General features: G+C 47.1%; 10 protein-coding genes. 4 read left to right on the forward strand and 6 right to left on the reverse strand.

Annotated elements, in window-relative coordinates; all coding sequences use genetic code 11:
- Nucleotides 1–219: 219 nt before the first annotated feature.
- From mvaD to OZX70_RS08140, 4 genes are all read right to left on the reverse strand, one after another.
- Nucleotides 220–1,368, reverse strand: a complete 1,149-nt coding sequence (gene mvaD / locus OZX70_RS08125; RefSeq protein ID WP_277182181.1) for a diphosphomevalonate decarboxylase — start codon at nucleotides 1,366–1,368, stop codon at nucleotides 220–222.
- Nucleotides 1,369–1,636: 268 nt separating this feature from the next.
- Nucleotides 1,637–2,749, reverse strand: a complete 1,113-nt coding sequence (gene mvk, locus OZX70_RS08130) for a mevalonate kinase (protein ID WP_277180612.1) — start codon at nucleotides 2,747–2,749, stop codon at nucleotides 1,637–1,639.
- A 313-nt stretch (nucleotides 2,750–3,062) separates the two neighbouring features.
- A complete protein-coding gene (locus OZX70_RS08135; RefSeq protein WP_277180615.1) occupies nucleotides 3,063–5,360 on the reverse strand; it encodes a S8 family peptidase in 2,298 nt (765 codons plus the stop codon).
- Complete coding sequence (locus OZX70_RS08140; protein WP_277180617.1) at nucleotides 5,353–6,414, reverse strand: ATP-binding protein; 1,062 nt, start codon at nucleotides 6,412–6,414, stop codon at nucleotides 5,353–5,355. The genes OZX70_RS08135 and OZX70_RS08140 overlap by 8 nt, the downstream gene beginning before the upstream one ends.
- Nucleotides 6,415–6,555: 141 nt before the next feature.
- Here OZX70_RS08140 and OZX70_RS08145 point away from each other — a divergent pair, with 141 nt between their 5' ends.
- Together OZX70_RS08145 and OZX70_RS08150 are read left to right on the forward strand one after the other, a co-directional pair.
- Nucleotides 6,556–7,461, forward strand: coding sequence for a hypothetical protein (locus OZX70_RS08145; protein ID WP_277180619.1), 906 nt, complete (start codon nucleotides 6,556–6,558; stop codon nucleotides 7,459–7,461).
- A 94-nt stretch (nucleotides 7,462–7,555) separates the two neighbouring features.
- On the forward strand, nucleotides 7,556–8,662 hold the full coding sequence (locus OZX70_RS08150; protein ID WP_277180622.1) for a glycosyltransferase: 1,107 nt from the start codon (nucleotides 7,556–7,558) through the stop codon (nucleotides 8,660–8,662).
- Between the two features lie 22 nt (nucleotides 8,663–8,684).
- Here the strand turns inward: OZX70_RS08150 and OZX70_RS08155 are convergent, their stop codons facing one another.
- Nucleotides 8,685–9,557, reverse strand: coding sequence for a glycosyltransferase family 2 protein (locus OZX70_RS08155; RefSeq protein ID WP_348519432.1), 873 nt, complete (start codon nucleotides 9,555–9,557; stop codon nucleotides 8,685–8,687).
- A 422-nt stretch (nucleotides 9,558–9,979) separates the two neighbouring features.
- Between OZX70_RS08155 and OZX70_RS08160 the strand changes: the two genes are divergently transcribed.
- Nucleotides 9,980–10,939 carry a glycosyltransferase family 2 protein gene (locus tag OZX70_RS08160; RefSeq protein ID WP_277182182.1) on the forward strand — a complete coding sequence of 320 codons (960 nt, stop codon included), beginning with the start codon at nucleotides 9,980–9,982 and terminating at the stop codon, nucleotides 10,937–10,939.
- A gap of 38 nt (nucleotides 10,940–10,977) precedes the next feature.
- Nucleotides 10,978–12,165: a glycosyltransferase 87 family protein gene (locus OZX70_RS08165; protein ID WP_277180626.1), complete on the forward strand. Its 1,188-nt coding sequence runs from the start codon at nucleotides 10,978–10,980 to the stop codon at nucleotides 12,163–12,165.
- A 9-nt stretch (nucleotides 12,166–12,174) separates the two neighbouring features.
- Here the strand turns inward: OZX70_RS08165 and OZX70_RS08170 are convergent, their stop codons facing one another.
- The gene (locus tag OZX70_RS08170; RefSeq protein WP_277180628.1) at nucleotides 12,175–13,566 is read right to left on the reverse strand and encodes a DUF6056 family protein; all 1,392 of its coding nucleotides are present in this window, start codon (nucleotides 13,564–13,566) and stop codon (nucleotides 12,175–12,177) included.
- Nucleotides 13,567–13,726 lie beyond the last annotated feature (160 nt).

The raw sequence follows: 13,726 nt of genomic DNA on the forward strand, positions 1-13,726 counted from the left end.
TTAACTACTCACGCCTGCCAAGCGTCTGCAAGAATGCATAATTGCCACTGATTCCTCGCATAGAAGGCTCAGAATGAGATGGGATCAAATCAAAAATGTCAGCGAGAACAGAATGGCTTTATTTTGATGGTCTCGTTAACTATCTCAGTGTCTTACGATACCGAAATTTTCGTAATATCTTTCAGTACTTATGAATAATTTCAACTTGATACGTAATGACTACGCTTCGAAACGTACGCCGGCACCCGGCCTATGAACCGCAATCTCACAGCTCGGCAGACGGTTGCGCAGCTCGTCAGCAACACGTTCGGCATCGCGTCCGTCAGTGAGCACTTTGACATTCGGGCCGGCATCCATCGTCGACCAAGCTCCCAAGCCGGTCTCGCGGATGGCTGCCACGGCATTCAGCGCCGCAATCGTCTGCGGCAACCAATAGAACACAGCCGGACGCGAGGCCATCATCGCCGCATGCATGCCGAGCGCGTTGGCCTCGGTAATCTCACCCAAACGCTCGACATCACCCTCACGAATCGCAGCGAGCGCATCATCCAGATCCTGCCCGCAGGAGTCAATCCATGCTTGGTAAAGCGGCGAAGTAGCGATAGTGCGACGCATGGCTTCACGGCTGGAAATCGGCTTCTTTTTGCCGGAAATCAGCACAACGATAATGGCAAGATTCATATTGCCGGAATCCACCGGCTCTGCATATGAGCTTTCATCGTCGTGGCCTGCGTTCCATTTCACCAGTCCGCCGAAAATAGAACGGCAGGCCGAGCCCGAGCCGCGACGTGCCAAACGGGACAGGTCACGCGGGCTCAGATCAAGTCCGGCAGCCTTGGAAGCCGAAGCTGCGAGCGCCGCAAACGCCGACGCGGAGCTCGCCAGACCGGCTCCGAAAGGTACGGTGTTGGCAGAAATAACGCGCGCCGGCAGACTAATACCCGCCTTAGCGCGCACAATATCAAGGAATTTCGAGACACGGGCCAACGCTGGGCCCTGCTGCCTCTTGCCGTCGATGGTCAGGGAATCCTGAATCGGCAACCCAGCCGATTTGCCCAAACCAGATTCCAAAGCCACCGCCATACCTGCTGTCGAGCTTGAAAATGGAGGCAGAGACTGATCCGAATTTGGCTTAGAAGTCGTAAAAGCGGCACTTGATGAGATGGGAAATGACGTATTCGCTAAAAGTGACGCCGTGTCCGTCTCCCCGAATTCAACCGTGGTGCGTGTGGAAAGACCGTCAAGGGTCAGCGAAAGGCTCGAAGCGCGGGGAATAATCAGGTTTTCGTCGGCTTTGCCCCAATATTTGATCAGAGCGATATTGGCGTTGGCGACGGCCGTGGCCTTCTTCGCCCCAGTCTGCTTCATCGTTTTGCTATGCGAAACAGAACGCGTCTGCTCCTGCAGCTCCCGCGTTTCCGTTCTATCTGACACACTGACCTTCACAACCCACGAGTCTATTCCGCTTGCGCGGCCGGGACTATGCAAATACGAGACTATCTACCAAACCCGCAGAATTCAGGATTTTCTGATGACTCGTTATCGTTAAAAATCGATATTGCCAAATTCGCAATAATCCACTATCTCGCGCAAGTTTTTACTAGGTATTTTTTACCAAAGATTTTACTGCACACCTTTACTGCGCAGCTATGAAAGACTTACTGCCGTAACGACTCACGACTTCATTGCCGTCAACGGACTTCTCGTTTGCGCCTTGCCCGGACAAAGCCGAGTCTTGTGCAGCCAACGACTCGGAAGGCTCAAACAACGGGTGAATCCAGACCTCGCGAGCGCCCTCGTGCAGCAACGCGCGCTTGACGTCTTTGGCAGTTTGTGCATCGGCAGCCAACGCAATCAGGCAGCCGCCCAGGCCGCCACCGGTCATTTTCGCACCGATAGCCCCGGCCGCGCGCGCTGCCGCGACCAAATGATTGACCAAAGGATGGCTGATGTTGAGCTCGTTGAGCAATCCGTGCGCACGGTTCATGCGCTCGCCGAGCATACGCACCGTGCCCAGCTCGAGATCGGTTTCGGAAGCGCGGGCCAGCTCGCCCAGCTCGTCCATGATGGACTTAAAGCGCGCGTGATCCTGCTCGTCCTCTTTGTGGACGTTACCAACGGCCTCGCGCGTGCTGCCGGCGATGCCGGAATCCGCGATGATCAGATAGGCCGGCATATCGACGCGCATTTTCTCGATATCGCCGGATTCGAACGCCACCAAATCACGTGAGCACGTCGTTGCCGCGTCAAGGCCGGACGGGTTGCCGTGCGTGATCACTTCGGCTTCGTTGGTGAGTTTCAGAATTTGCTGTTCGCTCGTCTTAACATCGCAGGCGTCGAGAATCGCGCGAATCACAGCACCTGCGCTGGCGGCCGACGAACCCATGCCACGGCCTGCAGGAAATGAGCTATCGGTAACCACATCGAAGGCCAGGCCCGGGTAACCGGCGAATTCCGTGGCTACCTTCACCGCACGTTCCAGCCCGCCGAAGCGGCTTCCGGCATCGGAAAGCGAGCCTTGATAATTCAAGGCCTTAAGGGTGCCAAGAGATGCCTGAGAAGAATCTTCGGAATGAAGGAAATCACTGATCACGGTACGCGATGCACGCACCGGCGCAACCGGCGTAACCCAAGCTCGCATTTTCAACGAAAGCAGAGGCGCGGCGACCGCAGGATACCCGTAAACCACGGAATGTTCGCCCATGAGAATGACCTTCGCCCAGGTCTCGCCGTATCCCATGTGCACCATCTTGAGCCATCGCCTTTCGTACGTCTCAACGGCCATCAATACCTCAACAGATTTCAGCAACGCTAAATCGCAATATCAAGCCCAAAGCGGACTTGGTATCATGCGAACAAACGCAATACAATATGTTATTTGCCAATCGTTTATTGCAATTCGTTACCGTCATCTATATCAGCATTGATTGCCTACCGATTCTCGAGTCTAGAAATCGATTTGTGAACTGTGCGCAAACAAACGTGAAGGTAATGAGAAGACCATAAAAATAATATGGAGATATATTACTTATACGAAGCCATAGTGACTTCATTATTAAAAGCTAGCCATCAACATCACCTTTAACGTCTTCAGCAAAATCGATATCAACGTCACCAGCCTGATATATATCAATCATTCTCTTCATATCAAGTTCTGTAAAGTCCCAACCGCTTGCTTGACAACGTTGTTTAAATTGATCGATATAATTTTTTCCCCTCATCTCACGGAGCGTAACTACTACACTGAAATGAAGACCTTTCCCTTTTTGTACGTCACTTCGTTCAATCTTACGGATTTTGAAACCCCAAAATCGTTGTCCAAAGGTACTTCTGGGAACAAATATACTTTTGGGAACATCTGATAAATGTTTGACGTTATCCCACTTCCGATTTAACTTTCGAGCATCACCCTCATATGTGAAGGCTTCCTCTGAGTCTTGTTCATTTTTCTCAAGTGAACGTACACCCTTGCCATCCATTCGCCCAAAATAGAAATCTAGCTCGGTATCCGTATAATCAACCCCTTGCGAACGCTTACATTCAGGGAAATAGCACAAAGTTGCCCGGGCAGTGTATTGATACTTATTTTTGTTCGTGGGAACTGGAATCCGATAATTATACGTTTCGTAATCATCTACGCTACCGCGAAGCAAGAAACGGATTTCATCATCAGGCGTCCTTAGGATGTCCTCAATCCGCCTCGGTACAATACCATAGCCAATTTTCTTACCATCCTTGCCACTTGACTGCCACCCTGCAGCTGCGTCAATGAGCAGAGCTTTTGCCGTCTCTCTAGTCAATCCCATTATTCCAATCAAATATGCTAGTTTACGAGCAATCCACGGAGCAGCAAACGAAGTACCACCTTCCGGCGTAATCCCATTAGGACCGTAAACCCACATCGGCTCCTCATCGTCTCCGCCAAAATAAGCGATATCGGGTTTCCTAAAGAATGAGAGTACAGGCCCTACACGGGTATAGGACGCTGGCTGGCCAAGCTTAGTAACCGCATTGACAACGACTGAATTAATTGAATCCGCGGGAGAACCTATACGCTTCACCATCTCTTTTTCGTCGCGTTTTTTGTTCGTCCCAGCAACAACAAATAACACATCGTATTTGTGCTGTAATTCATCAAGCAACGAAGCAACGGAAGAGATGGCGTTCGAAAAAACAGGATCTTCTGAACCCAAACTAAGATTCCATACTTTAATATTCTGGTTGTTTTCAACAATCGACTGAATCTTCCGATACATAGTGAAAATACTGTTCTTGCCGTCTACCGCCACAGCAAAATGACACACGCGGAACCTTCCACAACCATCATCCAATTCAGGGTTCAGAGATGGCCCATCCACAATAAGAGACGTCACCTCAGTACCGTGGGCAAAGTCTTTAATCGACTCGTGGTCTGCGCGAATCTCTGGATCTACCTCATCGTGATAGTCCACCCAGTCCGAGAAGTAGACACTAGAATCAAAGCCAAAATCGATAACACCAATGATTGGCTCACTGCCGGGATTGGGAATGCGTCGAGTATCCCTACTCCCCTCTCCATGAGGCTCATAAATAAGTTGCGACATATCCGGCATCTTCATCGCAACTAAATACGGCGCTTCACTCATAAGCCGATGATATTGATCAACATTCAACCGTACGGTAATTCGATCAATCATTTCAGCCTTTAAGACATCAATACCCAACTGCTTTAAAAGGTCACGAACGTCTTGCTTTATATCGTAAAAAGTTATCAGCCTAGAATTTTTGTTTTCTTTCTCTTCTGAGTATTGATCATCACCCTCATACTCTCCTTGAGGCACGGAAAAACAACGGACATAATGCACATCACGTATAATTTGCGCAAATACTGTTTTCCCAAGATTAAATTTACGCCCAAGTGGAAAGGCATTCTTGGGATTAACGACTTGCTTTAGACCATCGCCATCAATTGAACCACCCATACCATCTAGAATTTGTGCACATTGCAATAGCTCATTGCTGGTTTTCTGCAGAGTTGCACGTGAAACATAATGAGTAATTACATGTTTGGGGTACTGCGTATTCGCATCTTCAAACCTGGCACCAACAATAGTGTTGCTGGCATCAGTTCCATTCTCTGCCAGAAGTCTACGAATTCGATTGCTTTTCGCAATTACAGTATTGTAATGAACTTCGATCAAGGCATTGATCGCTACCCGCTTCTCATTTTTCCAGAAATCAATAACCTTAATTAGATTATTTCGAAGTGTAGCCACTTCCTGCTTCGTAACTTTGGATCCTGCAGGTAGCGTCACAGATCCCCTGTTTTTAGGAGCCTGTTTCGACTGAAGCTCACCTTTGAGCTGTAGCACATTATTCATGAGACTTTCCTTTCAGTTCGCGAGAGGCTGTGCTCTTCGAAACACCACTAAGAATCTCAATCTCCCTTAGAGTGAAGCCTTGAGCGTCAAGCAACGATATGTCCTTGATTTTACGTTCACCATCCGGTATCGCAGCAACATAGAGCCTTCGAAGGTAATCGCTCCCATCTCCTGGCGAGCTAAAGGCAATCGAGGAGCGAATCATGTTTTTGAGCTCTCCAGGATACGGAATTTTCTCCATAAGTCCGATAACCTTATTGAATAAACGCATATCCCTATTCACGAACGAAAATTGCTCCGCATATCCATTCATCAACGAACTTGCTACTTCAGCCAAATCTTTCTGAGAATATTTCCCAAAATTAACCATGGCATCAAAACGACGCACCAGCGCTTTGTCAAAACGATCAAAAAGATTCGTCGTCGCGAATAAGACCAGTCTACCGTCAGATAATGAATCCAAACCTTTCAATAAAGCTGAGGTCGCTCGCCCCATTTCCCGTACGTCATGCGAATCAATGCGATCCATTGCAAGCGCATCGATCTCGTCAAATAACACCACAACCTGTTCGGGATGAGTAAAACTGTTCATTTCAGCAAACAGATTCGCGATATTCTTAGAAGTTTGCCCTAACTTACTGTCAATCAGCACACTGAAATCGACTGTATATAGTTCACGCCGCAATATCGCGGAAAGCTGCTTGACGCTTTCCGTCTTACCCGTACCAGCGGGACCGTAGAAAAGAAATCTGTTAACACCAGCATTATGGCCAATAGCATTGAGCACACCCTGAAGGTCTTTCATGATTTGTTCTGGCAAAGGTAAAGAAGGCTGAGAGACAAGTTCCTTATGCAAAAATTCAGAATGGACAGCTTGCGATGATTGTGGGACAAAAGTGTTGTTATCAGAGAGCAAAGCAAGCACATATTCAGCTAATTCCGTGTCGCCGGAACGATCAAAATCTTTTGCGATACCGTATGCCTCATTACGGAACGCAGCATCATTGTGCTCGGTATAGTACCGTATAAGATTCAATACATCGCGCTTTTTCATAACACCGTCCTTTTATCTTTCAACAAAAAAACATTATCAACAATATATGACTAATTTTAAAAAAAAATTTTCATTTATAGGATAATTGTCCCAATAGTTGTATGCTGGAAACAGCTTTCTTATGACCAAAGGAGTCTTCTCATGGAATCTCTACAGACGATCTGGAATTTTATCAAATCCCTACCTAAGCCCGTGAACTTCATACTTTTGGTGCTGTTCATCCTAATTTATTTAGCACGGAGAATTATTCCTCAGATTACAGATTTCCTCAAATCATCAGGAATCAATCTTTCCTTGCCAAATAGCACAAAAGGACTGAACGAAAGAATCAAGATGCTTGATGAGCTCAACACGACTTTGACTCTGCCCGGTGACGCTGAAGTACTGTCCAGACGCAAACGTCCATTACAAGAAAAACTAGAAAAACAGCAACTACGAAAACAATTCAGCGAATACGTAAAAGACCGTTTGTATTCGAAAGATCCAGCAATCGAAAAATTGTTCAAACCGCAAAAGCTATACGCCTTTTGCATTTACGCACTCTTCTGTGGAACCGCCACGCTGCTTGTCTCCTCACTAATCTTCTTTCTTGTCCCTTGCCACCCGAAAACAAAGAATTGGGTACCTTTCGCAATTTTTTTTGCTGGCATGGGCATATTCCTCATCGGAATAATGGCATGCATATGCATTCAGAAATTGTGGGTTCGCAATCAAATTAGCTTTACTTTCGAATATTACTTTTCACCTATCATCGATACAGTAGGAGCCTTTGCAATCAAATCTGAAGATTCTGCATTTGACCACATGCGAGCAATCCGAAAAACGCACAACCCAAAACACCCTAGAATAGCGACATGGTCAGGGGCCCTAGCAGGCACGGGCACTGCCGGATTTATTGCATCGGCTTATCTCTTGCGCCTATTCCCTAACAACTTACCGTTAACCCTTGTGAATTTTATTTCAACTCTGATGTGGTGCTATGGAGCCGTCTACTTAAGCATTAGCTGTATTCGTTGCTTGAGCCGAACAGCTAATACAGCATATTAACAAAAGCATGCCAAATCCTGAAAATGGTAAAACTGTGTTCAAGTTTTTCACCACACCCCATCGGGATTCGTTACCAGTATCTACACTTGAGAGCATGACCAATACCGCAGAACCGCTCGTTTCCATCATTGTGCCTGTATACAACGCGGCCGATTACCTGCATTATTGCGTGGATTCGATTTTGGGGCAGAGCCACCGGAACCTTGAAATCATCCTCATCGACGACGGCTCTACGGACGGATCGAGCGAGCTCTGCGACGAATATGCGGGCGCGGACCAACGGGTCAAAGTGATTCACCAAGCCAACGGCGGTATCGGCAAGGCGCAGAATGCCGGGCTTGACGCGGCGAACGGCGAGTACATCGCATTTTCGGACAACGACGATATCCTCGACCGACGCAACATCGAGCTGCTGCTGCATGCGCTCGTCTCCACTGGAGCTGACATGAGCAAGGCGCGTTGGCATCAATTCGGAGTTTCGCAGCTTGACGAGGTCGCCGCCGAAGCCAAAAAAGGTGCTTCCGTCCCCGGCAAGATTACGGTTTTCTCGCATCCACTTCACGCTTATCAGACAGTATTCTGCAAATCGCTGCGACTTCTCGGCACGGCACTGGGCCGCGCCACCGAAACGAAATACTTCAACGAGGCCAATTGGTGCCGCCTCTACCGCCGCGAGCTTTGGGACGGCATCCGCTTCCCCGAGGGCGTCTACGCGCAGGACACCGCCACCGCCTGTAAGCTCTATGCGCGGATGGACAAAGTGGCCGACATCGATGTCAACCTCTACAACTGGCTGCAACGCCCGGATTCGGTGACCCACAACATGCGTAGCGCCTCGTTCTACCACGACCACGTCGCCGCGTCGCTCAAGAACATGGACATCTGCCGCGAAGCGCACGTGCTCCCGGCACGTAGCTATTACACGCTGGTAAGTAATAACAAATATGAGCAACAAGCTGCCAAACTGGAATCGACGGAAAATGACACCACTAATGCGAACGGAGCCAGCAATAAATCCGCAGTCTCATCTTCAGAAAAGAAAATCTCACAGACATTGCATATCGCCCAAAGCGACAACGAACAAACCACAAAAGTTCTGCAGCAGCTCAGTCCGTTACAGCGCTTCGAATGCGCAACACTCCGCACCATTCGCCTGGCCGAAAAGTTCGTCTACGACCGCGAAATCAAGAACATGAGGTGAGAAAACTAAGCCGGTCCTTCTTTTATTGCAGACCATACTTATTCTTGTTGACGCCGTTCTTGGAAGCATTCATCTGACGAATCTTGCACTTGCCGGCGTGCCAGCCTCGCAGCATTGCGCCGATTTTCTTGCCTTTGTCACGTTCGAAAAGCAAGACGATAAGCATGTCCTGGGCAATCCTCGCCACGGAATGAAGCCAAGAATACGTGCCCAGTTTTTTATCGATATACAAAGCGTTGCGCTCGATATAGTACCAGCGGAACGGCGCGTGATTCCATGCGATCGGATGCTTGAAGCCGAGGTTGACAGTCCGGCTTTCACCGATTTGATGCGGCATGACCACGGCCTTGCACTCGACAATCGGATACCCCGCAGCCACCAGACGACGCGAGAAATCGAAATCCACCCCGTCGATAAACAGCCAATCGTCAAACCCGCCAATCTCGCGCCATGCGACGACATTGGTCAGGCTACCAGACGTAATACATTCATTTTCATTGCGTTTGCTATGAAAAACGGTGCCGTCCTTGCGATTTACGAGCAAGGGGCAAACGATGCCGACCTTGGCTGAACCTTCTTCCCGGTCTTGCCGATCTTTCAAACAACGTCGGTATCCATCAATCATCCCATCGGGAATCTCAGAATCATCGTCCAGCGTGAGCACCCAGTCGAACCCGGCCTTTTCAGCACACTCAAAAATGCGATTCAATGCCGCAGCAACACCGAGGTTCTTCCCGTTACGCAGCAGCGTGACTTGCGGATACCCGGCCACAAAACTTGCGATATCTTCCACGTTGCCCGACCCGTTGTCAACGACAATGAGCGCCTCGACCTGTTTCAGCAGCGCAGGCACGCTGGCCCGCAAATCGTCCAAAGAGGGGTTAAACGTCACCATTCCCGCTGCTATACGCATCTTTTCTCACCAACGTTTCTGATTCTTGCCGTTATACCCCAAATTATTGCACATAAACTAATGTCATATTCATCTTGTCGAAATTGACTTGATGAGTTCGGATTCTTCATATCCAGTCTTTATTCTTAGTCATAGCCGTAAAGCGATTTCTTGTATTCTAAATTTTGGCAGCGATGCAGATTTTTTTAAAACTGGCTATGAACCTGAATCAAATGAAGCAATGACCTATACGATATAAACGAAAACAAACCAAACTTAGGAGGCGAAACAGAATCCAATCCTTCTTTCATTTTTGACACACCACGGTATAAGCTGGATACATGACTAGACAAGGGAAACCTAAGAGCCTCAGCAATGATTTGGACAACACCTCATCCAATTTAAAAGATGATTCGAAAGCTGTTATCTCGCTGAGGCCTTCGCCACTTTTGGCGCTGGTCATCCCTTGTTACAACGAAGAGGATGCCCTCAAACAAACCTCAAAAGTAGTGCGCGATAAACTCAAAACATTAAAAAAAGAACAAGCAATCGATGCGAACAGCTTTATCATACTTGTTGACGATGGTTCCACCGATAAAACCTGGCAGGAGATTACCGCACTTCATGACCAAGAGCCTGAGCTTTTCCACGGCGTGAAATTCTCTCATAACCGAGGCCACCAAAATGCTTTGTACGCAGGTCTTATGCAGGCACGAGTCTTAAAAGCGGACGTAGCCGTTTCCATGGATGCTGATTTGCAAGACGATCCCAACGCCATCGATAAGATGATTGAGGAATACCAAAAGGGTGCCGAAATCGTCTATGGCGTACGAGACAACCGCGACACCGACACCATGTTCAAACGTGGCTCCGCACATGCTTTCTATCACCTCATGCACTGGATGGGTACCGAGACCATTCCCGACCATGCTGATTATCGACTGATGAGCAGCGCCGCATTGGACGCTTTGTCACAGTATTCCGAAGTCAATCTTTTCCTTCGCGGTATTGTGCCCTCACTTGGTTTTAAAACAGCAAAGGTTTATTACAAGCGTTCCGAACGAGTTGCCGGCAAATCAAAATACCCATTGCGCAAGATGGTTTCCTTTGCCATCGATGGCGTCACTTCGTTTTCCGTCAAGCCGCTTAGCGCCATCACTGCGGTCGGAGGACTATCCGTCATAGTCGGCATCATTATGTTGATTTACACCATTATTTCTCTTTGCACCGGCCACGCCCAATCCGGATGGGCCTCAATCATGTGCTCGTTATGGATCATCGGCGGACTCATCCTCACCGCGCTTGGCATCGTCGGAGAATACATCGGCCGCATCTACTTGGAAGTCAAGCAACGGCCGCGATATATTATCGAAAAAACAATCTGACTATATTCCATCAAGAAATTCGCAGCACGGGAAACAAAATGCAGACAAAAAAGCTCTTAAAAATCGCGAAACTACCGGTTCTTCAAATTGTTTTCTTCACATTGATCGCCCTAGTCGTGCGACTTCACGGATTGAGCTTCATCACGGCGGATATGAAAGTATTTTTGATTCCTTGGTTTCAAAAAATACAAAATGGTGGAGGACTGTTATCGCTTAAACACCAAATCGGAGATTATGGAATTCCTTATCAAACAATCATCGCTCTGCTTTCATATTTGCCTTTTAACCCAGTAAAGATGTACAAAAGTGTCTCGATTTTATTTGACTTTGTACTTGCCGCAAGCGTCGCTTTTCTTATCAGGACCTTCGTGCCTTCAAAAGATTTATTCATCTCAACTCCAGTTTTGGGTTATGCAATCATTCTCCTCTTGCCAACAACGATTTGGAACTCATCTATTTGGGGGCAATGCGACGCAATTTATGCTTCATTCTGCATCTTAGCAATTACTTATGCCGAAAAAAACAAGTTAATACCTTCCTCATTGTTCCTGGGCTTAGCATTTGCTTTCAAACTACAAACAGTCTTTATCCTGCCCTACTTTATCTACAAAATATTGCAAAACTCTAATTTTAAGCAATTTTTATATCTACTGTTGGCAATAATTCCCATGATTGTATTGTCAATACCTGCCTTACTCGTAGGTAGAAATCCTATAGAAATCATTACTATTTACTTCAATCAAGTTTCTACATATAAGGCAATGTCTCTGAATTATCCTTCTTTTTGGCCGCTCATTGCTTCACCACAACAATCAGATTTCTATAGTTCTTCGAGTTTGCTTGCGATTGCACTTGCAGGAATTGCTATACTCGCACTACTCATTTTCGGGTTATTGCACCTCGATACCGATTCACAAACCAATATTGTTATGGCTTTTGTACTTGTACTAACCACTGTGTTTTTTTTGCCGGATATGCACGAACGTTATGGCTATCTGGCAGAGATATTAGTCGTTATCGTCGCGATAATGCGCCCGAAATTCTCGATTATCGCGTTTGTATTAGAACTAACAGCATCAGCAGCATACGGCACATACCTCTTTGGTGCGAGTGTGCCGTTACCAATCCTGTCTTGTGTTAATCTAATTTGCCTGTCAACGAGCTTGCTTCTTTTGATATACCCAACCTTGCAGAATAGCCCCCAAATATCAGACTCAATCGGTTAGGCGTTTATCCTAGCCGAAGATATAAAGCTGATAACCAACTCTTACAATCCTCGTAATAAAGCTAATTATATTAAGAATCGCGGGAATAAAGATAGCGATATAGACAACCTTATTCCTGAACTTACTTTGGATCATCGCTAATATAATGATGATTAACACAGCAGTAACAAACATACTACGGGCACCGGTTGCATAAATCGTCGGAGAGAAATACATAACCATGCCGGCACAAATTGAGGCCAACACCAAAAAGAGAACCACATACTTCTGCTCCAGGAACCTCATCAAAAGAGCAACAAGGCAGACTACGAAAACAGTCCAGAATACATACGGGAAAAGCCAGTCAGCAACGGGTTCGTCCGGGCTGTGAACTTTGAATATGAAAAGAGACGTCCAGAGCTGCATCTTGGGTTCCGAGACCAGAAGGATGAGCTGTCCAGTGATAATCCCCATCAGGCCATAGTCAAGAGGCTGCAAGATGTGCTGCTCGTTCAATGAGGAATCGTTTTGTAGGGCAACAGCATACTCATCACGCTTGAAAGCAACGATAGAAATAACCGCTGCAATAGTCATAAAAGCAATCAGGCCGAACAAATAATTGGCAACCTCGCCGTATTGCCAGACAACACCCTTATTGATTTTCGTCATTACAGAAAGCTGATCGAAGTCAGGATACCAGTGCTTAGTCTCATTGACGGACCTCAACTTAGATCCAGGGCATACGATTTCGATAACTAATCCGACAATCGAAGCACAAGCATTAGCAGCGACTCCGACGTTTACCTTATGATGTTTGACATATATGTATATCAAGGCAATCACAGAAAAAGCGACGACACACGGACCAATCTGTTCAACCCCCATCGAGCCCAAGAATGCAGCTATCACATAAAGGAATTTATATTTTGTGTTCTGGCCACGTACCGCATCAGACAAAAGAATACCACTGAAAACCGCCAAAGAGGACGGCCATAGATAGACAACCGACCCAGCAAGCCAGAAACTTGAATTGAGCAATATCGTCGGCGCGAGAAGCCAATATGATGCGTAAACAAACAGAACAGAACTAGCCTGAACTTTGTGAAACGCTATTCGAACGATGCTATAAACCAGCAAGGTAAGAAATAAGGCATTGAAAAAGCGCCAGACTGTCTGTGGGAATGGAACTGTAAAAGCTGCCGAGGCTTCAGAGAACACACGCCCTGACCAAGTCTTGTAGCGCATAATCACCCATTGGAAGCCATTCATCCGGCGTAGTTCACGGGCATATTTGGCATCGTCGCCAGGGGCTCGAAGAACAAGGAAGGAAATCGCAAAAGTCGTTAGCCAACAAACGAATAGCGCCACACCTGTGCGGAACTTATCTTTATGCAGGACTTTGATCAGTTGTGCACGATTCAAAAGGTTTCCTTCCAATCCTGTAGGTACTGTGGAATAAACAATCTAACTATAGCCCTACCGCTGGCAAATTCCAGATTCAACTTGTTCGATAAGGCTCTGACTGCCTAAAAAGCAAAATTTTCTGGGTTACGTGTAAAGTTAAGTCATCGTTGTGAATATG

Source organism: Bifidobacterium sp. ESL0732 (assembly GCF_029395535.1).
Lineage (GTDB): Bacteria > Actinomycetota > Actinomycetes > Actinomycetales > Bifidobacteriaceae > Bifidobacterium.

What these genes read in the sequence shown, in the direction of transcription:
- OZX70_RS08150 (WP_277180622.1), top strand. Translation starts at nt 7,556, where the DNA reads ATGACCAATACCGCAGAACCGCTCGTTTCCATCATTGTGCCTGTATAC.
- OZX70_RS08145 (WP_277180619.1), top strand. Translation starts at nt 6,556, where the DNA reads ATGGAATCTCTACAGACGATCTGGAATTTTATCAAATCCCTACCTAAG.
- OZX70_RS08135 (WP_277180615.1), bottom strand. Translation starts at nt 5,360, where the DNA reads ATGAATAATGTGCTACAGCTCAAAGGTGAGCTTCAGTCGAAACAGGCT.
- mvk (WP_277180612.1), bottom strand. Translation starts at nt 2,749, where the DNA reads ATGGTGCACATGGGATACGGCGAGACCTGGGCGAAGGTCATTCTCATG.
- OZX70_RS08140 (WP_277180617.1), bottom strand. Translation starts at nt 6,414, where the DNA reads ATGAAAAAGCGCGATGTATTGAATCTTATACGGTACTATACCGAGCAC.
- OZX70_RS08165 (WP_277180626.1), top strand. Translation starts at nt 10,978, where the DNA reads ATGCAGACAAAAAAGCTCTTAAAAATCGCGAAACTACCGGTTCTTCAA.
- OZX70_RS08155 (WP_348519432.1), bottom strand. Translation starts at nt 9,557, where the DNA reads ATGGTGACGTTTAACCCCTCTTTGGACGATTTGCGGGCCAGCGTGCCT.
- mvaD (WP_277182181.1), bottom strand. Translation starts at nt 1,368, where the DNA reads ATGAAGCAGACTGGGGCGAAGAAGGCCACGGCCGTCGCCAACGCCAAT.